Genomic DNA, 24,310 nt, shown 5'->3' on the forward strand with positions numbered 1-24,310 from the left:
CTCTACCGGTCGCAGCCGAAAGCCGATGACGTCACGCGGCGCGCTCCGGCGTCAGGACCTTGCGGGTGACGCGTTCCGCCATGGCTGCCACGAGAGTTCGCGGGCGACGGGGGGTCAGGTGTGCTCCCAGGGCGTTGCCGAAACCGGGGACGACATAGCCGCGGTCGCGTTCGAGGGCGCGCAGCGTCGCGCGTACGACCGGCTCAGGGGTGGTGAAGGAGCCGGTGACGGCCGCCTTGCGCGTGCCGATGGTGTCGAAGAACGCGGTCTCGACCGGCCCCGGGCACACGGTGAGCACCCGGATGCCGCGACCACGGCACTCCTGGCGCAGCGCAAGCCCGAAGTTGAGGACGAACGCCTTGGCCGCGCCGTAGACCGCGAAATACGGGGAGGGCTGGAACCCGGCGTTGGACGCGACGTTGACCACTGAGCCGCGCCCCCGTTCCAGCATGCCGGGCAGCAGTTCGTGGGTGAGGTCGACGAGCGCGACGACGTTGACCATCAGCAGCTCGTGGTCGCGCTTCCCCGGTATCTCCTCGAAGCGCCCGCAGGTCCCGAATCCCGCGTTGTTGACCAGGACGTCGACGCTCAGCCCGCGGTCCGCCAGCTCCTCGGCGATGCGGCGCCCCGCATCCGGCTCGGCGAGGTCGTGGACCAGCACATGCGCCCGGACGCCGTGCTCGGCGGTCAGGTGCTCGGCGAGCGCGGCGAGCCGGTCGGCGGAGCGCGCGACCAGGACCACGTCGTGCCCTTGGGCGGCGAGTTGGGCGGCGAACTCCGCGCCGAGTCCGGACGACGCTCCGGTGATGAGGGCGGTGCTGGGCATGGGGGCCTCCTCTGTCGGTCATGCGGATGCTGCCGGTGCTTCCCGTGGTGCGGGTTACCGATCAACTGAGATGAGAAGGTAGCAGTAATTTCACGAACCGCAACAGATATGTCGCAGTTATTATGACGACAGCATCGCAGGTGTACGCTTATCCCGAACAGACGGTCGGCCTGGGAGGCGTAGTGAGTGAGACCGCGGCACGGTCGTTGCGGGCGGACGCGGAGCGCAGCGTCCGCACGATCCTGGAGGCCGCCGAACGCGTCCTCGCCGTCGACCCCGGCGCGTCCATGGAGCAGATCGCCGCCGCCGCCGGGGTCGCCCGCACCACGATCCACCGGCGGTTCGCCAATCGGCAGGCACTCATCGAAGCGCTGGCACTCTCGGCGGCCCGCCAACTCGCCGACGCGGTGGACGACGGCAGGCCGGACACCGCGCCCCCGCTGGTCGCGATGCACCGCATCACCGCGAACGTCCTTCAGGTCAAAGGTGCTTGGACGTTCGCGCTGGAACTGCCGGGCGACGCCGGGAGCGACGCCGCCCGGCTCCACGAGGACATCGCCCGGCGCTGCATCGTCCTGCTGAAGCGGGCCCAGGACGACAAGCTCATCGACGAGGGCGCCGACCTCGAATGGGTGCGCCGCGTCTACTACGCGCTGCTCGGCGAATCCCTGCGCAGCAACCCGGACAACGACGACCCGGACACCCTCGCCGCGCGCATCATCGACACTCTGCTGCACGGCGCGGGCCCCCGGCGCTGACCCCGGGAGGATCGGTCAGCCCGCCGACACCGTGCGGCGTCCGGTGGCGGCGCGCAGGAGTACGGACGCGGCGACCAGCACGATGCCGAACCACACGACGCTGGTGACACCCACATGGTCGGCGAACAGGCCGCCGGCGAGCGCGCCCAAGGCGATGCAGGTGTTGTACGCCATGGTGTTGAGGGACATCGCGGCCTCGAACGTCTGCGGCGCGGCCGCGAGCGTCATGTTGATCTGGCTGAGCTGGACGACGCCAAAGGCGATGCCCCACAAGGCCATCGCCACGATGACGCCGACGTCGCTCGTGCCCAGTGCCAACAGCATCACCAGTGCCGCCACCAGGAGCAGACCGCCGAGGACGAAGCTGCCGCGCAGACTCCGGCCGACAGTTTGGCCGCCGACGAAGTTACCGATCGCGCCGCCGACCCCGAAGACGATGAGTGCCACGGTGACGAAGCCGACGCCTGCGTCCGCGGTGTCCTCCAGGTAGGGGCGTACGAAGGTGTACGCACCGAAGTGGCCGAGGACGAAGAACACCACCATCACCAGGACCACGCGCAACGGCACGTTGGTGGCGGGCAGTCCGAAGACCTCGCGCACGGAGACCGCGTTCGAGGACGGCAGCGACGGGATCGTGAGGGCGACGGCGAGGAGCGCGAGGGCACTGAGCCCGGCCCAGATCAGGAAGGTCGTACGCCAGTCCGTGGCCCCTTCGAGCAGCGTGCCCAGCGGGATGCCGACGACGGTGGCGATCGAGATGCCGGACATCACCACGGCCGCGGCCCGGTTGGCGTGCCGCTCCGGGACGATGCGTATTGCCATGCTGACGCCGATCGCCCAGAAGACGCCGCTCACGAAGCCCATCAGCAGCCGAGTGCCGAGGATCAGCGGGTAGTTCGGGGCTATCGAGGTCACCAGGTTGCCCACCGCCAGGACGGCCAGCAGGGTGGTCAGCAGTCGCCGCCGGTTGACGCGGCGGGTCCAGGCGACGATGAACGGCACCCCGAGCCCGGCCGCGACGCCCTGCGCGGTGACCATGAGCCCTGCCGTGCCCACCGAGACGCCGAGGCTGTCGCTGAGCGGGGTGAGCAGGCCGATCGGCATCAGCTCGGTGGTGAGGAAGACGAACAGGCTGGCGGTGATCGCGGCCACGCCCAACCATCCTCTGGTGGGCGTCAGTTGCGATTCGGGTTCGACGGGTGCGTGGGTCTCTTCCTGAACAGTCATGTCAGTTCTCCGGGTTCGACCGGTCGGGGACGTATGGGGAGCCAGGGGTCGGCAAGTCGTACGTGGTGTGCGGGAGATGCGGCGCCGCGGTGCGAGGCGGAGACGCACCGGCGTCTGTCACCGGCTTCTTGGGCGGAAGCGGCCGGCCCAGAAGGACCGCGCCGAAGATCACTGCCATGCCGACGAGTTGGAGGACCGACAGCGTCTGGTCCTTCACGAGGTAGCCCAGCAGCGTCGCGACGACCGGGCTGCCCAGCGCAAGGAAGGACACCCCCACGGCCGGCAGGCGCTCGATGCCGCGGAACCAGACGACGTAACTCAGGACCGCGCCGAAGACGACCAGGTACGCGAACCCGGCCGCGTCGGCTCCGCCGATCCCGTCGGGAAGGTCCTCAAGCGTCAGCCAGAACGGCAGCAAAACCAGTCCGCCGGCGCTGAGTTGCCACCCGGTGAAGGTGAGCACGCCGACGCCGTCGGGACGTCCCCACCGCTTGGTGAGGGTGATGCCGGAGGCCATGCACACGGCCCCGCCCGCCGCGGCCAGGACGCCGACGGGATCGGCGGACACCGTGCCCTTGACCACGAGCAGGACCACGCCCCCGGTGCCCATCGCGCAGGCCAACACGTGGACGGCTCTGACCCGTTCGCCGAGGAAGAGCGCGGCGAGCACCAGGACGAACATGGGCTGCGCCGACATGATCACCGCGGCTATGCCGCCCGGGAGCCGGTACGCGGCGACGAACAGCAGGAAGTTGAAGGCGCCGATGTTCAGGACGCCCAGCACCAGCGCGCGCCACCACCAGACCCCGGCCGGCAGCCGCCGACCGAGCACCAGCAGGAACAGGCCGCCGGGCAGCGCCCGAACGGTCGTCGCCAGCAGCGGCCGATCCGGCGGCAGCAGTTCGGTCGCGACCAGGTACGTGCTGCCCCAGACCGCCGGAGCCAGGCCGGTCAGGGCGGCCGTCAGGACGTTCCCGCCGCCCTGCACCGCGGTCGCGTCGGCGGCGGTCGTCGAGGTACGCGGAGGCATCGTGGTCATGTCGGTCACTCGTCCTCTCCTGTCCTGGCCTGTCGGGCCCGTCCTGTCGGGCCGTCTCCTGTCGGGCCCGTCCTGTCGGGCCGTCTCCTGTCGGGCCCGTCCTGTCGGGCCGTCTCCTGTCGGACCCGTCCTGTCGGGCACACGGGCTGGGGGGTGATGGGTGTGTGGAGGGGCGCACGCCGGCATGCCACGGCGCGGCACGCCCAGGCGACGTGGTCGGGGTCGAAGGAAGGCGACGACAGCGCGGCTGCATCCGACAAGGCCCCGATCGTGGGCCCTGCCAGGAGAGTTCGTCCCGGACACCGTTCCGGACGACGTTCCCGCCGCTTGTGCTCACGACCAGTCTCGGTCCGTGGCCATCAATGAGTCCAACACATGCTTGTCATCTGATTGATCGCGTATCACGATTGATCGATGGAGCTCCAGCAGATGCGGTACGTGATCGCCGTGGCCGAGACGAACAGCTTCACCCGGGCCGCCCAGCGATGCCTGGTCGTGCAGTCCGCACTGAGCCACCAAATCGCCCGGTTGGAGAAGGAATTGGGAGCGAAGCTGTTCGAACGCACCAGTCGCCGCGTCCGGTTGACCGCGGCAGGCGCGGCGTTCCTCCCCGCGGCCCGCCAGTGCCTCCACGCGGCGGAGCGCGCGGCCGCCGAGGTCGCCGCGGCCGTCGGCGAGGTACGCGGGCGCCTCGCGGTCGGGCTGATCCCCACCGTCGCCGCCGTCGATGTGCCCGCGCTCCTCAAGGAGTTCCACGAGCGCCACCCGCACGCCCGGATCAGCCTGACCGTGGGCGCGAGCGACGAACTCGTCGAGCAGGTCAGGGCCGGCGAGACCGAGGTGGCCTTCCTCGGCATCCCCGTGACGGCCCGTCCTCGCGGCGTGACGGCGCACGAACTGAGCCGGGAACGACTGGTCGCCGTCGTGTCCCCGAACCACCCCCTGGCCCGGGAGAGTTCCGTCGACCTGCGCCGGTTGTCCACGGAGGTCTTCGTGGACCTCCCCGCAAAGACCGCCGGGCGCGCCCAGTCGGACCTGGCCTTCGCCGCCGCGGGGCTCACGCGCGAGGTGGCCTTCGAGGTGACGAACGCGGACTACCTCGTCCGCCTGGTCGTCGCCGGCATGGGCGTGGCGCTGCTTCCGCCCGCGTACGTCGCAGGCCTCACCGGCATGACCGCAATCGAGGTGACGGACGCCCCGGCGCGAGCCGAGTACCTGATCTGGAGCCGCGAGAGCCGCTCCCCGGCCGCCACCGCGTTCCTGAAACTACTGGGCATCGGCGAAGAGTGACGCCGGCGTCCCACCCGACTGCGGGCGCGGCGCGTCGGAGGGGGCCTGCCCGGGGTGCGGAGATCAGTTCCCGTCGAAAGACGCCGTGAGGGCCGCGGTCAGCATGTCCGTCACGAGGTCCACGAACCGCTCGTGGCCCGGCTCGATCTCACGACCGTCGTCCGGTTCGTCTTCGTCGATGCGGCGGGCCCGGTCGGCGAGGGCGGCGGTCTGCATCTGGACGACGAGGGCAAGGCGCTCGTCCGCGTCCCGTACCCCCGCGCCTTCGAGGTGGTTGCGGAGAAGGGTGAGCGCGCGGACCTGTGCGGGCGGGGCGTCCGGGTGACCGGAGCGGATCTGGGCGAGGTGGGCGACCTGCGGCAGCAGGCGCAGGTAGTCGCGCCCGGACGCGGTACGCAACTCCTCGGCTGCCGGACGCAGCAGCAGGCCGACCAGGGTGCGGAGGTCGGCGTCCGCCGGAGCTGGCCCGAGGGCGTCCAGGGCCTGCGCGCGGCGGCCGTCGACGTCCGTCCGATGGGAGCGCAGGACGGCGGCGGCGAGCCCGGGCACCGAGCCGAAGTGGTATTGCACGGCCGACTTGTTGCGCTGGTCTGCCTCCTGCTGGATGCGCGACACCGGGACGCCGAGGCCGTGCCGGGAGATGAGCCGGGCGCCCGCGCGAAGCAGGGCCTCGCGGGTGACCGCCGTGTCGGCGCGCGGACCGGAGGCCTGCTCGGGGCGTGGGGTGCGGGGCATGGAGACAGTTAATCCGACCGAAGCCGCCGCCAAACGTGCCGGGGCGGGGACGCGGTGTCGGATGGCGTGGTCAGGCCGCGGCGGGCGGATAGATGGCGACGCGGTGCAGCACGCGCTTGGCGTCGCCGTAGTCGTTGATCGCGTAGTGCTGGGTGCAGCGGTTGTCCCACAGGGCCGCGTCACCGGCCTGCCAGTTCCAGCGGACGGTGTTCTCCGGGCGTTCGGCGTGCTCGCACAGCATGCGAAGGATGGCGTTGCTCTCGATGGACGACAGCCCCTGGAACCCGGCCGTCCAGCCGCGGTTGACGAACAGCGTGCGGCGTCCGGTGACCGGGTGGGTGATGACCGCCGGGTGGACGGTGGTCCCCGTATAGGGCGCGCGGCCGTGCGTGGCCTGCAACGTGTCGACCAGGGCGCGCACCGGTTCGGCGAGGGTCTCGTACGCGCGGTACTGATTGAGCCACATCGTGTCGCCGCCGCGTTCGGGACAGACCCGCATCGACAGCAGCGCACCGATCGAGGGGGTCTCGGCGAAGGTCAGATCGGTGTGCCAGACGTTCGCACCGCGGTCGACATCGGAGTCCAACTCCAGGATCTCGCCACCCGCGCCCATGGTGGTCATGTCGCGTGCGTCGTTGGCCTTGCCCGGCGTGGTGGCCGCCAAGTCGCCGAACAGCGAGCCGAGTTCGACAAGGCGTTCGTCGTCGAGCCCGGCCTGCGGAAAGAAGAGCACGAGGTGCTCCATCCACGCCTCGTGCAGTTGCTCGGCGAGGACGCCGTCGAACTTCTCGGGCAGGCCGGTGACGACCGCGCCGAGGGCCTGGGGCAGGGGACGGATGCTGAGGGTCACGGAAGCCTGCTCTCGTAAGGAATTTCCTTAGGTTGATGGTTGTCGAATCCCCTGACCGAGTCAAGAGCCCCGAGCCGCGGGCGGGACCACCGGCGGGCGTCCTTCCAGGCAGGCGCGACCCCGACCACCGCGGGCGCCGATTCGCCAGGTCGGGTGGTCTTGGGCGCACGGCGATGCGCCGACCGACCGGTCGGTGGCAGGCTTCCGGCTGAACCCTCGCGGACCGGATCGCACACCGACCCGGTCTTGTCGGCCTGCCCGGTCACCGCGCCCGGCGCCTCGTCTCTCGGAAGGTCGGTGGACTTGTCCTCGCCCTCGCGCTCTGCGCAGTCCGACGCGACCGCGTTCCGGAAGCCGTCCGAGGTCGTGTCCGAGGACGCCCAACTGCGGAACGCGGTGCCCCTGGAGTCGGCCACCGCCGCCTTCCGGGATTCGGCGGGCAGCCTGGCGGCGAGCGTCCAACTCCTGATGCAGGCCTACGCCGAACGCCCTGCCCTCGGTCGTCGCGCGACGCGCGCGGTCGCCGATCCGGCGTCGGGGCGTACGACGCTGGAGTTGCTGCCGCGCTTCGAGACGATCACGTACGCCGAAATGTGGGAGCAGGCGGGGGCGGTCTCCGCCGAATGGGCGCGGGACCCCGGACACCCGGTCGGCGACGGGGACTTCGTCGCGATGTACGGCTTCACCAGCGCCGACTACACGGTGCTCGACCTGGCATGCCTGCGGTCGGGGGCGGTGTCCGTACCGCTGCCGTCGGGCGCGCCCGCCGCGCGGCTGCTGCCCGTCGTCGACGACACCGCGCCGCGCATCCTCGCAGCCTCCGCCGAAGTCATCGACCAGGCAGTCGAATTGGTGCTGTCGAGTGCGTCGAATCCAAGGCTCGTGGTGTTCGACCTCCGTCCGGAAGCCGACGGCGAACGCGAGCGATTCGAGGCCGCCCGGGCACGCCTCGCCGCCGCCGGACTCACCGCGATCGACACCCTCACCGCGGTCATCGCGAGAGGCCGTACGCTCCCGCCCGTCCCGCCGCACCAGCGCACCGACGCGGAAGGCCACGAGAGCACGCCGAGGCTGCTGGTCCACACGTCCGGCAGCACCGGCACGCCGAAGGGTGCGATCTACACGGAGAAGATGCTCAAACGGCTGTGGACCGGGAGCGTCGAGGCGGACGGCGGACTGCCGTGGATCACCGTCCAGTACATGCCGCAGAGCCATGTGGCGGGACGTACCGCGCTCTACCACACGCTCGGTCGCGGCGGCACCGCGTACTTCACCGCGAAGAGCGACGTGTCGACGCTCTTCGCGGACACCGAACTCGTCCGCCCGACCATGCTGATGCTGGTGCCGCGCGTCTGCGACATGCTCTTCCACGAGTATCAGAACGAACTAGACACACGGGCAGGAGAGTTCGAGTCGGTTCAGGGGCTGCGCGACGTGGTCACCGCAGACCTGCGTGAACGGCGTCTCGGCGGCCGGGTGCTCGGGGCGCTGTGCGGGAGCGCGCCCTTGTCACCGGAGTTGAAGCGGTTCGTGGAGTCCTGCCTGCGCCTGCCCCTGCACGACAGCTACGGGTCGACCGAGGCCGGAAACGTCATGGTCGACTCGCGCGTGCAGATGCCTCCGGTGACCGAGTACAAGCTCGCCGATGTTCCGGAGTTGGGCTACTTCAGCACTGATCTCCCGTATCCGCGCGGCGAGTTGCTGATCAAGTCGGAGTTCGTCACGCCCGGCTACCACAACCGACCCGAGGCGACCGCCCAACTCCTCGACGAGAACGGCTTCTACCGGACCGGCGACATCATGGCCCGGACCGGCCCCGACCAACTCGCTTACGTGGACCGCCGTAACAACGTCCTGAAGCTCGCCCAGGGGGAGTTCGTCGCGCTCTCGCGGCTGGAGAGCGTCTTCTCGACCAGTCCGCTCGTCCGGCAGATCTACGTCTACGGCAGCAGCGAACGCGCCTTTCTCCTGGCCGTCGTCGTGCCCTCGGCGCACGCGGCGGAACGGTTCCCGAGCAGCGTGCTGAAGCGGGCACTCGGCGAGGCGCTGCACGAGGCCGCCCGGCACGCGGGGCTTGAACCGTACGAGATCCCCCGGGACTTCCTGATCGAGGACGAGCCGTTCACGACGGAGAACGGACTGCTGTCCGAGCTGCGCAAGAACCTGCACCCCCGGTTGAAGGAGCGCTACGGAGAGCACCTCGAACGCCTCTACGACCAGATGGCGGACGGTCGGCAGGACGAGCTTCGAGCGCTGCGAGAGGCGGGGGCACGGCAGCCTCTGCTCACGGCCGTCAGCCGCGCCGCGGCCGCCGTGCTGGGCCGCCCGGCCGCCGACCTGTCGCCCGCGACCCGCTTCACGGATCTGGGCGCCGACTCGCTGGCCGCACTGTCGCTTTCGAACCTGCTCCGGGACGTCTTCGGGGTCGAGGTCCCGGTCGACGTACTCACCAGCCCCGGGAACTCGCTCCGTGCGGTCGCCGAACACATCGAGAAGGCACGTGACTTCGGCGAGGCCCGGCTCTCGGCGGCCACCGTGCACGGCCCCCGCGCCCGCGTCGCGCGAGCCGTCGAACTCACCCTCGACCGGTTCATCGACGCGGACACCCTCAAGGCGGCCGGTCCCCCGACAACACCGACGACACCGACCACCCCGCCACCGACGCCCGGAACGATCCTGCTCACCGGCGCCAACGGCTACCTGGGCCGCTTCCTGTGCCTCGACTGGCTGGAGCGCCTGGACGCCGGCGCCGCCGGGGGCCGCCTCGTCTGCATCGTCCGAGGCCGGGACGACGCCGACGCCCGGCTCCGCCTGGACGCCGCCTTCGGCCACTGCGACGCGGAACTTACCAACAGCTACCGGGACTTGGCCTCCCGGCACCTCACCGTCGTGGCCGGCGACATCAGCCGGACGCGGCTCGGACTCGACGAGGGCAGCTGGCGACGACTGGCCGAAGACGCCGACCTGGTCGTCCACCCGGCCGCCCAGGTCAACCACGTCCTGCCGTACGGCCAGCTCTTCGGCCCCAACGTGGTCGGCACTGCCGAGGTGGTCAGGCTGGCGCTCACCGCAAAGCCCAAGCCCGTCACCTACCTCTCCAGCATCGGCGTCGCCACGGGCCTCGACCCGTCGCGCCTCGACGAGCACGCCGACATCCGCGAGGTGAGCCCCGAACGTGAGCTGTCGGACGCCTACGCCAACGGCTACGCGGCCACCAAGTGGGCCGGGGAGGTCATCCTGCGCGAGGCCCACGACCTGTGCGGACTTCCCGTGACCGTCCTGCGCTCGGACATGATCCTGGCGCACCCCTGCCACGCCGGTCAGCTCAACGTCACCGACCAGTTCACCCGGCTGATGCTGAGCCTGGTCGCCACCGGCATCGCACCAACGTCCTTCTACCGAACGGATGTTGACGGTACGCGCCGACGTGCCCACTACGACGGCCTACCAGTCGACTTCGTCGCCCGGGCGGTCAACGGCCTCGGGGCCCGCGCCGGCGGCGGCTTCCGGACGTACAACGCGGTCAACCCGCACGACGACGGCGTCTCGCTGGACACCTTCGTCGACTGGCTCGCCGCCGCCGGGCACCGCATCGAACGCGTCGCCCCTTACGGCGCGTGGCTCACCCGCTTCGAGACCGCGCTGCGGAAACTGCCCGAACCACTGCGCGGGCACTCGGTGTTGCCCCTGCTGGACGCTTTCCGACAGCCGGGCGAGCCCGTGGACGGCTCGCGGATTCCGGCCCGGGAGTTCGCACAGGCCATCCGCGTCGCCGGAGACACCGGTGAGATCCCCCACCTGACCGCAGACCTCATCGCCAAGTACACCGCCGACCTGACCCGCCTCGGCCTCCTCTGACGCCCGCGATCGCCGAGCACACCGAGCACGAGAAGCACGCACGACAAGCACGACAAGCACCAGTGAGCACGACCACGCCCGCGAAGCCGTCCCGAAATCCGGATCACCTAAGCGGACCATCCCAATATCCGCTCCCCCGATAACCTCCCGATCGCCACCCCGCCATCCGGGCGACTTTGCGCGCGAGGCGCCCTGAACATGAGGTATGCCCGCGATTGCACCTTGCACAGCTTGACCGTTTTGCGACTGAATGGCCGTTCCGCCGTTCCGCCGTTCCGAAGTCTCGCGCAAACGAACAGGGGTGCGTCCCGCTCATGTCCGCCGTCGAATTCTCCTCCTCCCGGTTCCTTCGCGACCTCGAATACACCGCGGGCCTGCTGGGCGCCCCGTACTCGCAACCCATGGCACACCGCGTCCTGCATGCGTTCGAGGAGAGCTTCCACCGGGGCGCGGTCCTCTGGCGCACCACGGACAAGCCCGGCGGCGCGCTGAACTACCGCTTCTACGAACGCGTTCCCGTCGACACCATGCGCATCGCCGAACGGGCCGGGTTCCTCGCCCTCCCCAGCCCGGCCGCCCGCCTGATCTCCGCGTGGAGCGCGCTGTACGACGGCTCCCGCGAACTCTGCGACTTCGACTCGGCGACGGGCCTGGTGAAGACGTGGGTGTACCTGGAGGGCAAGCGGCCGCTGGCGGAGGTCCTGTCCCCGCCCGAGGTCCCGGACGCGATCCGCCGCCGCGAGGCCGACTTCCACGAACTGGGCCTGGATCTCGTGCGCAACGTGGCGGTCGACTACCAGCACGGCACCGCGAACCTGTACTTCCACACCCACGAGGGCATCAGCCCGAAAGCGGCCGAGGGGCTGCTGACCCTGTCCGAGAGCGCCGTGCCGGACGAGGCGACGTACCAGGACATGGCCGCCTTCATGCCCCCCGACGGCTTCACGTTCTCGGTCACGCTGCGCATCGACACCGGCAATATCGAACGCGTCGGCTTCTACGCCCTCCGCCTCCCCGCCGGACAGTTCCCCCGTATCGGCGACCGCTTGGCCGCCTTCTTCGACCAAGCCCCCTCCCATGACGAGGAGGAGATGAACGCCGTCGCCTGGTCGTTCGGCTCCGGCACCGGCCACTACCTGAGGGCGGAGCGCAGCTACTGCGGCCGCCTAGTCGCCCTGATGCGCGACTGCGCCAGCCCCATGACGGCACCGCAAAACATGTGATCAGCGATTTCAAGCGGGCTGCACGACGAAAACGGCCAATCATGTGAAGGAAAACGGCCTGCGAGTGCCGTCCGGCGGCGTGTCCCCCCGGACCGTGCGGCACCGCATTCGTCGTCGTCACGATTGGAGATGCCGCAGATCCGCCGTCGAGCCCCCGCCGCTACTGACGCGGGTATGCGCGTCCGGAGCGGGGCCGCCGAGTCCGCGGGCTGAGGGGGAACACCGCCGCGCCGAGGCTGACCGGATCGGCGCTGAGCAGGAGTTCATGGGTGACCGCTCCGGCGACGTCGGCGGCGAAGGCGGCTACGGCGGCGAACCAGCGCAGTTGCGGGCCCGGAGGGCACGGCGTTGCGGCTGCGGTGTCCCGTGGTCGGGCCGCGAGGCGGCGGAGACGCGTGAGGGCGGGTGCGGTGTGCACTGGTGCGCGAGGTGGTGCCCGGACCGTACGCGTGCATGCGGACGACCGCCACGGTGGCTGTTGGTGACGAAGGCGTTCGGCCGGCACGGATGCTGAATTCGATCCCCGCGGATCAGCAGAAGGCGCTCGGACCCGACGCGAGCACGGCTACCCCACCGACAGCGCGTACATTGCGTGGCTGCAACTACTCGAACAACGGCTCGCACATCGTGCACCGGGACTTCGGAGCGGCCGGTCGACCGACCGTCCCGAACCGGAGGGCCCGGGGCCGAACCGAGCGAGCCCCCGGCACCCGGCTCGACGTCCGAACCGGCGCCGCCCGATCCCGCGCCTCGAAAGGTGACCACATGAACGACGACCGCGAGTTCGGGTGGGGCATAGCCGCCACCGGGTCGATGGCCCGCACCCTTGCCGACGTCATCGTGGCGGAGCCCGGGATGCGCGTCGCGGCGGTCGGGTCACGCGATCCGGAACGCGCCCGCGCGTTCGCCGCGGAAACGGAGTCGGGCGCGGGGACCGGCGCCGTGCAGGCGTACGGCTCCTACGCCGAACTCGTCGACGACCCCGCCGTGGACGCCGTGTACATCGCGACGCCCCACGCGCAGCACCGCCACGTGGCGGAACTCGCGTTCGCGGCCGGCAAGGCCGTGCTGTGCGAGAAGCCGCTCGCGGCGACCTGCGCGGACGCCGAGGCCATCGTCGAACAAGCTCGCGCGGCCGGGTTGTTCCTCATGGAGGCCATGTGGATGCGCTTCAACCCGGTGATCCGGCGCGCCCGGGAGATCGTCGCTTCCGGCACCATCGGCGACGTCCGCTCGATCACCGCCTCCTTCGGCTTCCCGGCGCCCTTCGACCCCGCGCACCGGCTGTGGGATCCGGCGCAGGGCGGCGGCGCGCTGCTCGACCTCGGCATCTACCCGGTGGCGCTGGCGCACCTGTTCCTCGGCACGCCCGAGCGGGTGGAGGTCACCGGCTCCCTGGCGTCCTCGGGCGTCGACGCGGAGGCCGAGCTGTCGATGTCGTGGCCGGGCGGGGTACGGGCGACGCTGGAGACCTCGCTGCTCAACCTCCAGCCGATGGCCGGGCAGATCACCGGGACGCTCGGCCGCGTCGACTTCGACCCGCCGTTCCATGCCACGAGTCGGCTGTCGGTGCACGTCGGCACGGGCACCGACACGAACACCGAGGCCGAAGCCGACACGCAGACCGAGGAGTTCACCGCCGAAGGCCCCCGGGAAGCCCTCGCCGCCGAGCTGCGCGAAGTACGGGACCTCGTCCGCGCGGGGCGTACCGAATCCCCCGTCGTGCCGCTCGACGACACGCTCGCGGTGCTGCGCCTGCTGGAGGACGCCCGGAAGTCCCTGGGCGCGGTGGACTTCACCTGAACTCCGGTCGGGCGACCCGCACGACGGCAACGGGCCGCCCGGCCGGAGTCCCCTGCTACGGGGTGACGATGGCGAAGTCCTGGTCCCCCGGGTCGAGCACGGACCCGAGGACTTCGAGGACGGAGGCGTCCCCCTCGACCTGGATGCCCACGCCCGCGAGCCCGTCCGGTGTGAGCTTCCCGAGCGCGAGCGCGGGCAGCGACTTCACGGTGGCCGTCAGCCTGACGTCGGCCTCGCCCTTCTGCGGCGCCGCACTGTAGGTGAGCGCGCCGTTGGAGAGCCGCAGCCGGTAGCGGTCGCCGGTGTCGGAGAGCACGACGTCGATGCTGAGCGATTCGTTCCACGCCTTCGGCCCGTCGATCTGCACGGCGATCGCGTCGAAGAGCATCGTCGGGCTGAGGTGGCCGACGATGTCCGCCGACGCCGTCACAGTCGGCGTGCCGAAAGGCCCGTCTCGCAGTTCGGTGGCGCCGGACAGGTAGAAGTTGCGCCAGGTGCCGTTCTCCGCGCCGTAGCCGAGCTGTTCGTACGTGTCCGCCAGCAGCGCGCGGGCCTCCGCGTGGTCGGGCTGCGCGAACACGACGTGCCCCAGCACCTCGGCTACCCAGCGGAAGTCACCCGCCTCGAACGAGCCGCGTGCCTTCGCCACGACCGTGTCCGCCCCGCCCATGAACTCGACGTAGCGCCTGCCGGATTCGACCGGCGTGTGCTGCCACAGGTTCGCCGGATTGCCGTCGAACCAGCCCATGTAGCGCTGGTAGATCGCCTTCAGGTTGTGGCTGACCGAGCCGTAGTAGCCGTGCGTGCTCCAGGCGTTCTCCAGCGCGGGCGGAAGTTGCAGGTCCTCGGCGATCTCGCGGCCCGTCCAGCCCTTGTTGATCAGGCGCAGGGTCTGGTCGTGCAGGTATGCGTACAGGTCGCGCTGGATGCCGAGGAAGTGCACGACGCGTTCGCGGCCCCAGGTGGGCCAGTGGTGCGAGGCGAACGCGACGTCGGTCTTGTCGCCGAACAGGTCGATCGCCTCGGTGAGGTACTTGGCCCAGCCGTGCGGGTCGCGGACCACCGCGCCGCGCAGCGTGAGCAGGTTGTGCAGCGTGTGCGTGGCGTCCTCGGCGGTGCACAGGGCGCGGAAGTCCGGGAAATGGATGAGCATTTCCGCGGGCGCCTCGGTGTCCGGGGCCATCTGGAAGACCATGCGGACGCCGTCGACCACCTCCTCCTGGCCGGTCGTGGTGACGTCCAGCGTGGGGGTGATGAGGGTGATGGTGCCGGTGGAGGTGGTCTGGCCCAGGCCGGCGCCGACCTGGCCCTCCGGCCCGCGTGCGAGGGCCGCGCCGTACATGTACGCGGCGCGCCGGCCCATCGCGGTCCCCGCGTACACGTTCTCGGACACCGCGTGTTCGAGGAAGCCGACAGGCGCGAGCACCGGCACGCGCCCGGCCTCGACGTCCTCCAGCGTGGTGACGCCCTTGACGCCGCCGAAGTGGTCGACGTGCGAGTGGGTGTAGACGACGCCGGTGACCGGCCGCTCGCCGCGGTGCTGCCGGTAGAGGGCGATGGCGGCCTCGGCGGTCTCCTGGCACAGCAGCGGGTCGATGACGACCACGCCGGTGTCGCCCTCGACGAACGTGACGTTCGACAGGTCGAAGCCGCGCACCTGGTAGATGCCCTCGACCACCTCGAACAGGCCCTGTTCCGCGACCAGTTGGGACTGGCGCCACAGGCTCGGATTGACGGTGGCCGGGGCGTCCCCCGCGAGGAACGCGTACGTGTCGTTGTCCCACACGACGGTACCGTCCTGGCCGGTGACGGCACTCGGCTCGCGGCGGGCGATCAGGCCGCGCCTGGCGTCCTCGAAGTCCTGCGTGTCGGAGAACGGCAGGCGGTCGCGTACGCCCGCCTGTTGCCGGGCGACGGACGGCTGCGCTTGCTTGGGCGTCGAAGTCATGATGAGAGATTCGCACCTTTTGTCGTATTTTTCCTGACGGCCATCCCGGTTACACCTCGTCCGGCCGTCGGCGCACGATCAGCAGCGCCGCAGTTCCGCCGACCAGGGCGAGCCCGCCGACCACGGAGAGGAGCAGGTACCAGCCGCCCGCGCCGGTGATCGGGAGGCCGCCACCCGGCTCGGTGCCGTCCGGCTTCACGTCCGGCTTCACGTCCGGCCGCGGACTCGGCGGGACCACAAAGGTGTTGGTCACGTCGACCGACGCCTTGCCGCGCACGGTGACCGCGCCGTCCGTGTTCCCGGTCGACGCGCGGTAGGTGACGGTGTCACCGTCGGGGACGTCCTGCTCGGTCACCGTGCACACCGCGCCCTCCGGCACCGCGACGGTGCGCGACTCGCCGTCCTTCAGCGCGAACGCGCGGTCGGCGGCCGGGAGCGGCACCGCGCCGTAGGCGGTCGTGCAGACCAGCGTGAAGCCGTACGGCCCGGCCCCGCCGTTCACCACGTGCTTGGTGATCACGAGTTCGGCCGCCGGGAACGTGTTGGTGACGGTGATGGTCCCGGTGTCGCCCGCGGTGATCACCACGGGGTCGTCCGCCGACCCGTGGTCGACGACCGCCTCGGCCGCGCTGCCGGTGTCGACCTCCTCGGCCCAGCACCGCGCGTTCACCGGCAGCGGCCGGATCACCACCGGTTCCGCGGCGGTGACCTCGTACGTCCGGTTCAGCACGTGGTGCGTCGGCTTGCCCGCGGCGTCCGGCAGGGCGCAGGACACCCTGACCCGGAACGCCCGGTCGGCGGCGAACGCCGCGCCCTCGCCGTCGAGCTTCTTGACCAGCTCCAGCGCACCGAACTCGAAGTTGTTGGTCACCGTCGCCGTCTCGACCGCGACCGCGCCGAGCCCCGCCTTGATCGTCACCACGGCCGGATCGGCCGCGGTGTGGTCGGCGCTGCCGCCGTGTGCGGCGGTCTCCCAGACCTTGCAGACCGCACCCGCGGGCAGGCCGTCGATCGTGACCGGCTTGTTCGCGGTGACCCGGTAGTCCGCGTCGAGGACGGTCCGCTCGGGGTTACCCTGCGGCCGGATCGTGCAGGTCACGTGGAACGGGAAGGGCACGTTCCGCAGCCCGTCCGCGAGCACGTCGGGCACCGACCCGAACGCCTTGACCAGCTTGAGGCTGCCGTACGCCAGCGCCACACCGACCTGGATCGGCTCGTTCGGCTGGAGCACGCGCGGCGTCCCGGCGCGGTCGGTGGTCTCGTTGTGCGCGAAGGAGTTCCACGCGATCGTCGGGTCGCCGTTGTGCGCGACGTCGAGCGGCGTGTCCATCGCGTACGTGACGTCCACGGTGCCACCGGGAGCCAGGCTCGGGCTGAAGCTCAGCATCAGCCGCAGCCCGGCCGCATCCGGGCCGAAGGCGTCGTTCCAGGTGGAGGCCGGGCACTGCGGGGCGTTCGAGCCCGCGCCGCCCATGTTCAGGTCGTCGGTGCACAGCGGCTCGGTGTTCTCGTACGCCGTGCTCATCGTGCCCGGACCGGTGAGCACCGGCGGCGTGGCCAGCGTCGGGCGCTTGTCCCACGCGGTGCCGCGGTTCTGGTCGAGGAGCACGCCCTTGTCGCCCTGCACGGGCAGCCGGTCCACGATGCGCATCGCGGTGCCGGCCTCGGTTCCGGCATTCTGAATGCGCATCAGGTAGTGGTAGCGGTCGCCCGGGTTGACCAGGGCGACGCACGGGGCCGTCGTGTAGCGGCGCCCGGTGCCGTCGGCGGCCGAGAGGCACGCGGTGTCGCCGACCGCGACGGTCTTGCCGGTCAGCACGTTGTACCAGCCCAGGCTGTCGTTGCCGGACACCCATTTGCGGGCGGTGAACGCGGCGCCCGCCTTCGCGGTCAGCGTGGCGTCGTCCACGCAGTAGCGGCCGGGCCCGAACGGCCCGTCGTCCTGCGCGGCGCCGTCGCACGCGAAGTCCGGGTCGGTGGACGTGGCCCCCATGGTGTTGGTGACGACGTCACCGGCGTTGATGCCCGCTTCAAGCGTGACGTGGATTTCGATGGTGAAGGTGGCTCCGGGCGCGAGCACCCACGCGTCGCCCCCGGCGTCCTTGGAGAAGTCCCAGGTGAGCCCGCTGATCCGACTGCCGTCGTTGGTCGTGGTGAAGACCGGGGCGGGCACCGGCGGGGTGCCGTCCGGCACCTGGGCGTCGACGATCCGGTACGGCATGCCGTTGTCGCCCTGGAAGGAGGCGAGGAAGGCGATGCCGGGCGGCAGCGCGTCCTTGACCACCAGGTTCGGGATGTCGGCGGTGCCGGTGTTGGCCACCTTGAGGTAGAACGGCGCGTCCTCGCCGGGGGCGAGCACGGTGTCCGGGGTCTTCGACACGGCCAGCCCGGGTGAGCCCTTCACCAGGTCGAGCGTTGCGGTGACCGGCGCGATGACCGCCGGACGGCTCGGGTCCTCCAGCTTGGTGAGGAACCGTCCGCCGACGGTGTCCTCCAAGTGCGCGGGCACCGGCCCGCCGGTGCCGCGCAGCGCGGGGCGCGGGCTGACGTCGAGGTGCAGGATGCCGGCGCAACTGTTCCCGGCGCAGGGCGTGATGGTGTAGCCGTCGTTGAACGTGCTGGTCGAGGAGTACGTCGCGCGGATGCCGGTGACGTCGGCGGCGTTCACCCCCGCGGGCAGCGCCGCCGAGGCGGACGGGGTGCCGTCCACCCAGGCGCCGTTGACGTACGCGTCGATGCGCACGCGGTCGGCGCCCGCCGGCATCTGGTTGGACTTGATCGAGACCAGGTCGACCGCGTCGAAGAAGTCCTCGTCCCGGTCGGTCATCTCCAGGAACTTCGCGGACATGTTGCCGGTGTTGAGGATCGTGAGGCCGACGTCGGCGTGCTGCCGGGGCAGGCCCGGTACGTACCGCGGGAGTTGGCCGGGGCTGATGGACTTGTTGAGCGAGGCGGAGTCCGCGGCCGGACCGGTGGACATCGACGCCGAGCAGTTCGGCGTGCCGGTGTAACCGCCGTCGGCGGTGATGGCGAAGCAGTTGGAGAAGGTCACGCCGTCCGGCGTGCCGGGCCGCCGCTCGGCGACGACGTTGACGGTGAACCGTCCCTCGGGCGGCAGTTCGCCCTGGTAGGCGACGCGGATGGCGGTCGCCCGGTCGAGCAGCGCGGTGTCGGCGGCGTCGTAGGCCACCCACGCGCCGCTTCCGCCGCCCGCGGTCGGGTCCCAGACCTGGATCGTGGCCGGGGTGGACGACGGGTCCAGCGTGATCGAGTCGATCTTCAGGTACGCGAACGGCGTGCCCTGTGCGAAGTCCGGCGTGCCGTCCGGCTTTGCGGGCGGGTCGGTCAGCACCGGGTTCACCAGCGGGGTGTTGCCGTTGTTGGTGATCACCAGGTGCATCGGGATCGGCTGGCCGACCGGGATGTCGGTCTGGTCGGTGGACTTGTCGCCGCCGCCCGAGGTGTTGGGGTTCTCGACCACCAGGTCCTTGCAGACGTGCCCGGTCGCGGTGCCGCTGCCGTCGGTGCGGCCCGCGTCGCCGGTGAAGCGCGCGCAGTTGGTGAGGGCGCCCGCAGTCACGCCGTCGACCAGGGTGCCGTGGATGTCGAGGCCCGCGTCGGCGCCCGGCTGGATCGTCGGGTTGCCGCTGTCGTCGACGCCGGTGTACACGACCTCGACCTTGGTGACGGTGGTCCCGGCCTTGGCGACGTCGACGGTGGTGTCGGAGGTGTAGTCCGTCGTGGTGCTGGTGCCGTCCGCGTACGTGACGGTCAGCTTCGCCCCGGTGGCGCCCGCGGGGAAGCGCAGCCGCACCTTCTCGACGTCGACCTTGTCCAGGTCGTTGGGCTCGCCGGGGGCGGGCTCGGTGACGGTGATGTTCCTGACCGGGAACGGCGAGTTGTTGGTGACGTCGACCAGGCCGCTGACCGGCGAGTTCTCCCCCACGACCGCATGTTCGCCGCTCTGCTGTGTGAAGTCGCCGTTGGTGTCCGGGAAGAACTTCTTGTCGGTGGTGAGCACCAGCGTGTCGGGCAGGATGTCGTACGGCGCGCACGCCGCGGTGCCGTTCACCGCGCCGGCGACGGGGTCCTTGGCCGACGGCGTGGCGCAGTTGCTCACGGTGATCTTGTCGGTGGGCCGCAGCGGCCGGTCGTCCGACCGCGTGGTGTCGCGCAGCTTCAGCTCGACGTCGACCGAGCCGCCGTTCGGGTCGTACGGGAGCGGGTCGCCGTTGCTGTTGGTGAAGACGATCTGGAAGCCGACGACCTGGCCGGGTTCGACCGGGGCGGGCAGCGGCAGCGGACCGGGCGAGGAGATCGGCACGCCGGTGCGCGTGGTGCCGTCCGCGGTGGTGACCACCAGGCGCGCCCGGTCGGCGCCGGCCGGGAAGGCGGTGACGTTCGCCGAGACGAAGTCGAAGTACTCGAAGGTCTGTTGGTTCGTCTCGCCGATGGTCAGTTCGCCGACCTGCGCCGACGAGGAGGAGTTGTTGCGTACGCCCAGGGTCAGCGTGCTCTCCTCCCCCGAGCCCGCGACCGCCGAGCCGTCCTGCCAGGTCTTGGTCGCCACCGGCTTCACGACGCGCGGGATGGTCACGGTCACGTCGGTGGAGTCGGTCACCGGGTCCGCGTTGTCCGCGCTCACCGTCGCCGAGTTGGTCAGGACCGTGCCGTCGGCGAGCTGCGTGTCGGCGGGCACCCGCATGCCGATCTCGACGCTCGCCGCCTGGCCCGCCCGCACGCCGGTCTTCCCGGCGGGGTTCTGGAGCGGTTCCTTGTAGACGATGGTGAGCTTGCGCGTCGCCTCGTCGTAAGTGACGTCCCGGATCGAGGTGCTCTTCGGGAGGCTCGTCACCTCCAGCCCCTCGGGCAGCGTGTCGGTGACCGTGAGGTCCACGCAGTCCACCGTCAGCCCGGAGCACTGCCCGCTGAGGGTGTAGATGAACGCGTCGCCGGGCTTGAGCGGTTGGCCGCCGGTGTCGTTCGTCTTGGTGAGGCCGACGCTGCTGCGCGGGTCCTCGGCGGCCGACGCCGGGGCGAGCGGCGCCGCCAGCAGTCCCAGGACCAGGATGAGCGCGGCCGCGATTCCCCTGCGTGACCGTGAGCCTCGGTATCCCGGCAAGCGCATGAGCCTGATCCTCATCATTGAATGACAAATCGGATCAAAAGCTAAGGCGCAAATATGTTCACAGAGGACGCGCCACGCCGTGCGGGCCGTCGGCTGCCGGGCTTCACCCGTCCGCGCGGCCCGAAGGGCCGGTGCCGTCACCTGCCGTGCTGTCCCGCTGGTAGGCGCGCACTGCGTCGCCGACCGAATCGTGCACGCCCGCGGGTCCGAGTGCCCGGCCGACGGCGCTGTCGTCGAGCGCGGGCCGGACCTCCGGGTGCACGTGCGCGAGGTGCAACGCGCAGTGCTTGCGGGCCAGTTCGAGCCGCAGTTCGTCCAGCGTGTCCAGGACCGGGATGCCGAGGCGGAAGTCGGACACCAGGTTGAGCACGACGCGCTCGGGTGCCGGGTCGGCCGCCGCGACGAGGTCGTGGACGGCGAGTTTGAGGCGGGCGACGTTGCCGAAGTAGAGCGGCCCGTCCGGGCGTACCAGCAGAAGGCCCGGCACGGTCGTGGCCCCCGGCTGGTCGGCCACGTCGCCGAACCGGTCGGTGCCGGGGATGCGGCCGAGCACGGCGGTGCGGGGGCGGGAGGCGTGCGCGATGAACAGGACCAGCGACAGGCCGACCGCGATCAGCAGGCCGGGCAGCAGGTCGAAGACCAGGACGCCGAGCAGGGCCGTGGCCGCGACTGCGAAGTTCGGCTTGTCGCGGCGCCAGTAGCGGCGCATCTCGGCGACCCGCAGGAAGCCGCGCACCGCGACGACGACGATGGCGCCGAGGACCGGTTCGGGCAGATCGGTGAACACCGGGGTCAGGAACGCGCCGGTGACCAGGACGAGGACGGCCGCGACCGCGGACACCATCGGGCTGGAGCCGCCGGAGGCCTCCGCGGCCGCCGAGCGGGACGCGCTGCCGGAGACCGCGAAGCCCTTGAACAGCCCGGCGGCGATGTTGGCCGCACCCATGGCCGCCATCTCGCGGTCGGCGTCCACCTCGTCGCCGTGCTCGCGCGCGAACCGTCCGGCGATCGAATAGCTCTCCGCGAACACCACGAGCGCCAGGCCGAACGCCCCGGCCAGCAGGGCGAGCCAGTCCGCGGCCGAGATGTCCGGCCACGCCGGCACCGGGACCGCGCGCGGGATCTTGCCGACGATGTCGACGCCGTGGTCGTCCAGGTCGACGGCGGCCGACACCGCGATCCCGGCGGCGAGCACGACCAGGGACGCCGGCAGCTTGGGCAGCCACCGCTCCAGCAGGAGCAGGGCGGCCAGCGCCGCGGCACCGACCGCGATCGTCGGCCCGTGCCAGTCCCCGGCGTGGCGGAGCAGCGTCCAGGCGCGCTCGAAGAAGTCGCCCTCCCCGCCGGAGACGCCGAGGATCTTGCCGCACTGCCGGACGATGATGGTCAGCGCCATGCCGAACAGGAAGCCCAGGAGCGCCGGTTCGGACAGGAAGTTCGCCAGGAACCCGAGCTTGGCCAGGCCCGCTACCACCAGCACCGCACCGGCCAGCATCGCCAGCGCCGCGGACAGCGCCACGGCGAGCCGCGGGTCCCCGGAGACGTCCGCGACCGTGGCCGCGGACAGCACCGCCGCGGCCGAGGTCGCCCCGACGACGAGGAAGCGCGACGTCCCGAACAGCACGTACGCCAGCAGCGCGACCGGCGCCCCGTAGAACGCGTTCTGCGGCGGCACCCCGGCGATCTGCGCGTACGCCACGCACTCGGGCACGATCAGCGCCCACGCGGTCAGCGCGCCGACCGCGTCGGGGCCGAACCGGTCCCGGCGGTACGTCCGCAGCCAGTCCGCGACCGGCCACGACCGCCGCACGGCCGGGGCGGACCCGCCCTCCGCCATCCGCACTTCCCTTCGGCAGACCGTTCGGGGCGACGGGCCGCCGACGGCGCTCCCATCGGACGTCTCCGTGACACCGCCTGGGAATCAACCCCGAAACGGGGCGGTCCAAACAACCGCGACGCCGCGCACGGCCGCCGCGCAGGCGGGCCGTGGGGATCTCGCCCTTCGGGCGGCATGCCGCGATCCGGTGCGGGCGTTTGACTGACGAATAAATAGGACAATTCTAGTAATTGTCTGTTTTTGCTCCGCTTCATTCCCTCCCACACCGGGAGGGCGGCGCGAAGGAATGCCCGTGGACGACTACCCGCTGCTCAACCTGTTCTGGACCATGCTGATCTTCTTCCTCTGGATCATGTGGTTCTTCCTGCTCTTCCGGATCGTCTCGGACATCTTCCGCAGCGACGACCTGGGCGGCTGGGGCAAGGCCGCCTGGATCATCGGCGTGATCGTGCTGCCTTTCGCGGGCGTCCTGGCGTACGTCATCGTCCGCGGCCGGGGCATGGGCGAACGCGACGCGGCCCAGGCGAAGCGGGCCGATGCCGCGATGCAGGAGTACATCCGCCAGGCGGCCGGGAGCGACAGCCGGCCGACCGTCACCTGGTCCGCCGACGAACTGTCCAAGCTCGCCGAACTGCGCGCCAACGGCACGCTGTCCGAGGAGGAGTTCCAGGCGGCGAAGACCAAGCTGCTGGCCTGACCGCGCGCGGGGCGGCGAGGGCGTACGCCTACCGCCGCTCCGCCGCCCTCGCCCAGGTCGGCTTCCACGCCTCGCCCTCGACGAGGTGCGGCCGGGTGGCCTCCAGATGCGCCCGCAGTGCGGCCAGGCCGGGGTGGCGGTTGGCGGTGTGCCACAGCAGGAAGTGCGGGTACACCGGGCTCGGGTCGCGCAGCGGGATGCGCCGCAGGTCGTACCCGGCGGGCCACACCAGCGGCGTCCGGTCGCTGAGCAGGGTGGCCACCACCGGGGAGTCCGCGACCGTGTCGAGCAGGCTCTCCACCCCGAAGTCGGGGCCGATGGCGTCGATGGACAGCCCGAAGGTGGCGGCGAGTTCGTCGTAGTAGGCGGTCCACTCGGTGCCCGGCACCGCACCCGGGATCCAGATGCGGTGCCCGGCGAGCTGCGCGGGTGCCACGACGCGGGCACCCGCGAACTCGTGCGCGGGACCGGTGATCAGTTGCAGCGGCTCGTCGAGGACGGGCATGGCCGCGACGTCGTCGGGCAGGCGGCACCCGGGGGCGGCGACCGCCCGGAAGGTCGCGTCGATGGCGCCGGAGCGCAGCGCCTCGACCGCCTCGTCGACGTGGAAGAGCGTCACGACGTCGAGTGCGACCGCGGGGTGGGTGCGGTGGAACTCGCGCAGCAGCCCGGCGACCGCGGTCCGGCGGCCGATCACGTCGACGCGCAGCGGGCGACTGCCCGGGCGTACCGACGCCGCGGCGCGCTCCTCGGCCAGCAGCAGGGCGCGGGCGTGCGGCAGGAAGGCCTGCCCGTCGACGGTGAGCCGGGCGCCGCGCGGCGTGCGGGTGAACAGCCGGACCCCGAGGTCGTCCTCAAGGGCGGCGATGCGCTTGGAGACGGCCTGCTGGGTGACCGCGAGGACGGCGGCGGCCTCCTGGAACTGCCCCGCGTCCGCGGCGGCGACGAAGGTGCGCACGGCTGAGAGATCCACGCCGACAGCGTAGAGGCACAACCAAAGGTTGTCAGATGGCGGTCTTTCGGTTGTTTGATTCCGGGATTTGCGGCCGGTTTTGATGGCACGAGTCAACGCTTGGTTGAGCGGTCGCCTT

At 71.1% G+C, this 24,310-nt stretch carries 15 protein-coding genes; 6 read left to right on the plus strand and 9 right to left on the minus strand.

Annotated features, from left to right (window positions below):
- Nucleotides 1–31 precede the first annotated feature (31 nt).
- Nucleotides 32–826, minus strand: a complete 795-nt coding sequence (locus tag ACRX5S_RS06840) for an SDR family NAD(P)-dependent oxidoreductase (RefSeq protein ID WP_436771866.1) — start codon at nucleotides 824–826, stop codon at nucleotides 32–34.
- A gap of 182 nt (nucleotides 827–1,008) precedes the next feature.
- Here ACRX5S_RS06840 and ACRX5S_RS06845 point away from each other — a divergent pair, with 182 nt between their 5' ends.
- On the plus strand, nucleotides 1,009–1,584 hold the full coding sequence (locus tag ACRX5S_RS06845; RefSeq protein ID WP_436771867.1) for a TetR/AcrR family transcriptional regulator: 576 nt from the start codon (nucleotides 1,009–1,011) through the stop codon (nucleotides 1,582–1,584).
- Between the two features lie 15 nt (nucleotides 1,585–1,599).
- On the opposite strand, the gene ACRX5S_RS06850 is transcribed toward ACRX5S_RS06845, so the two are convergent.
- Both ACRX5S_RS06850 and ACRX5S_RS06855 read right to left on the minus strand, forming a co-directional pair.
- Nucleotides 1,600–2,811: an MFS transporter gene (locus ACRX5S_RS06850; RefSeq protein WP_436771868.1), complete on the minus strand. Its 1,212-nt coding sequence runs from the start codon at nucleotides 2,809–2,811 to the stop codon at nucleotides 1,600–1,602.
- 1 nt (nucleotide 2,812) lies between these two features.
- On the minus strand, nucleotides 2,813–3,841 hold the full coding sequence (locus ACRX5S_RS06855) for an EamA family transporter (RefSeq protein ID WP_436772228.1): 1,029 nt from the start codon (nucleotides 3,839–3,841) through the stop codon (nucleotides 2,813–2,815).
- Nucleotides 3,842–4,264: 423 nt separating this feature from the next.
- Between ACRX5S_RS06855 and ACRX5S_RS06860 the strand changes: the two genes are divergently transcribed.
- A complete protein-coding gene (locus tag ACRX5S_RS06860) occupies nucleotides 4,265–5,140 on the plus strand; it encodes a LysR family transcriptional regulator (RefSeq protein WP_436771869.1) in 876 nt (291 codons plus the stop codon).
- A gap of 63 nt (nucleotides 5,141–5,203) precedes the next feature.
- Here ACRX5S_RS06860 and ACRX5S_RS06865 read toward each other — a convergent pair whose 3' ends face one another.
- Complete coding sequence (locus ACRX5S_RS06865; RefSeq protein WP_436771870.1) at nucleotides 5,204–5,875, minus strand: TetR/AcrR family transcriptional regulator; 672 nt, start codon at nucleotides 5,873–5,875, stop codon at nucleotides 5,204–5,206.
- 70 nt (nucleotides 5,876–5,945) lie between these two features.
- The gene (locus tag ACRX5S_RS06870) at nucleotides 5,946–6,725 is read right to left on the minus strand and encodes a TauD/TfdA dioxygenase family protein (protein ID WP_436771871.1); all 780 of its coding nucleotides are present in this window, start codon (nucleotides 6,723–6,725) and stop codon (nucleotides 5,946–5,948) included.
- A 297-nt stretch (nucleotides 6,726–7,022) separates the two neighbouring features.
- Between ACRX5S_RS06870 and car the strand changes: the two genes are divergently transcribed.
- The 3 genes from car (at nucleotide 7,023) to ACRX5S_RS06885 (ending at nucleotide 13,609) form a co-directional block, all read left to right on the plus strand.
- Entirely contained in the window at nucleotides 7,023–10,583 is a 3,561-nt protein-coding gene (car, locus tag ACRX5S_RS06875) for a carboxylic acid reductase (RefSeq protein WP_436771872.1), read from the plus strand.
- A 314-nt stretch (nucleotides 10,584–10,897) separates the two neighbouring features.
- Entirely contained in the window at nucleotides 10,898–11,806 is a 909-nt protein-coding gene (locus tag ACRX5S_RS06880) for an aromatic prenyltransferase (RefSeq protein WP_436771873.1), read from the plus strand.
- Between the two features lie 765 nt (nucleotides 11,807–12,571).
- Nucleotides 12,572–13,609 (plus strand): Gfo/Idh/MocA family protein, encoded by a 1,038-nt coding sequence (locus ACRX5S_RS06885; RefSeq protein WP_436771874.1) that lies wholly within the window; start codon nucleotides 12,572–12,574, stop codon nucleotides 13,607–13,609.
- Between the two features lie 55 nt (nucleotides 13,610–13,664).
- Here ACRX5S_RS06885 and ACRX5S_RS06890 read toward each other — a convergent pair whose 3' ends face one another.
- The 3 genes from ACRX5S_RS06890 to ACRX5S_RS06900 all read right to left on the minus strand — a co-directional run bounded on the left by ACRX5S_RS06890 (nucleotide 13,665) and on the right by ACRX5S_RS06900 (nucleotide 22,522).
- Complete coding sequence (locus ACRX5S_RS06890) at nucleotides 13,665–15,557, minus strand: alkyl/aryl-sulfatase (protein ID WP_436771875.1); 1,893 nt, start codon at nucleotides 15,555–15,557, stop codon at nucleotides 13,665–13,667.
- A 49-nt stretch (nucleotides 15,558–15,606) separates the two neighbouring features.
- Nucleotides 15,607–20,685 carry a DUF5979 domain-containing protein gene (locus ACRX5S_RS06895; protein ID WP_436771876.1) on the minus strand — a complete coding sequence of 1,693 codons (5,079 nt, stop codon included), beginning with the start codon at nucleotides 20,683–20,685 and terminating at the stop codon, nucleotides 15,607–15,609.
- Nucleotides 20,686–20,788: 103 nt separating this feature from the next.
- Complete coding sequence (locus ACRX5S_RS06900; RefSeq protein ID WP_436771877.1) at nucleotides 20,789–22,522, minus strand: SulP family inorganic anion transporter; 1,734 nt, start codon at nucleotides 22,520–22,522, stop codon at nucleotides 20,789–20,791.
- A 292-nt stretch (nucleotides 22,523–22,814) separates the two neighbouring features.
- Between ACRX5S_RS06900 and ACRX5S_RS06905 the strand changes: the two genes are divergently transcribed.
- Nucleotides 22,815–23,219, plus strand: a complete 405-nt coding sequence (locus ACRX5S_RS06905; protein ID WP_436771878.1) for an SHOCT domain-containing protein — start codon at nucleotides 22,815–22,817, stop codon at nucleotides 23,217–23,219.
- Between the two features lie 28 nt (nucleotides 23,220–23,247).
- Here the strand turns inward: ACRX5S_RS06905 and ACRX5S_RS06910 are convergent, their stop codons facing one another.
- The gene (locus ACRX5S_RS06910) at nucleotides 23,248–24,192 is read right to left on the minus strand and encodes a LysR family transcriptional regulator (protein ID WP_436771879.1); all 945 of its coding nucleotides are present in this window, start codon (nucleotides 24,190–24,192) and stop codon (nucleotides 23,248–23,250) included.
- Nucleotides 24,193–24,310: the final 118 nt, after the last annotated feature.

Source organism: Yinghuangia sp. YIM S09857, assembly GCF_051388915.1.
In the GTDB taxonomy this organism is placed as follows: Bacteria; Actinomycetota; Actinomycetes; order Streptomycetales; family Streptomycetaceae; genus Yinghuangia.

Bases quoted from the DNA above. Each gene is read 5' to 3' on its own strand.
- ACRX5S_RS06840 (WP_436771866.1), bottom strand. From the start codon at position 826: ATGCCCAGCACCGCCCTCATCACCGGAGCGTCGTCCGGACTCGGCGCG.
- ACRX5S_RS06850 (WP_436771868.1), bottom strand. From the start codon at position 2,811: ATGACTGTTCAGGAAGAGACCCACGCACCCGTCGAACCCGAATCGCAA.
- ACRX5S_RS06855 (WP_436772228.1), bottom strand. From the start codon at position 3,841: ATGCCTCCGCGTACCTCGACGACCGCCGCCGACGCGACCGCGGTGCAG.
- ACRX5S_RS06860 (WP_436771869.1), top strand. From the start codon at position 4,265: ATGGAGCTCCAGCAGATGCGGTACGTGATCGCCGTGGCCGAGACGAAC.
- ACRX5S_RS06865 (WP_436771870.1), bottom strand. From the start codon at position 5,875: ATGCCCCGCACCCCACGCCCCGAGCAGGCCTCCGGTCCGCGCGCCGAC.
- ACRX5S_RS06880 (WP_436771873.1), top strand. From the start codon at position 10,898: ATGTCCGCCGTCGAATTCTCCTCCTCCCGGTTCCTTCGCGACCTCGAA.
- ACRX5S_RS06885 (WP_436771874.1), top strand. From the start codon at position 12,572: ATGAACGACGACCGCGAGTTCGGGTGGGGCATAGCCGCCACCGGGTCG.
- ACRX5S_RS06890 (WP_436771875.1), bottom strand. From the start codon at position 15,557: ATGACTTCGACGCCCAAGCAAGCGCAGCCGTCCGTCGCCCGGCAACAG.
- ACRX5S_RS06895 (WP_436771876.1), bottom strand. From the start codon at position 20,685: ATGCGCTTGCCGGGATACCGAGGCTCACGGTCACGCAGGGGAATCGCG.
- ACRX5S_RS06900 (WP_436771877.1), bottom strand. From the start codon at position 22,522: ATGGCGGAGGGCGGGTCCGCCCCGGCCGTGCGGCGGTCGTGGCCGGTC.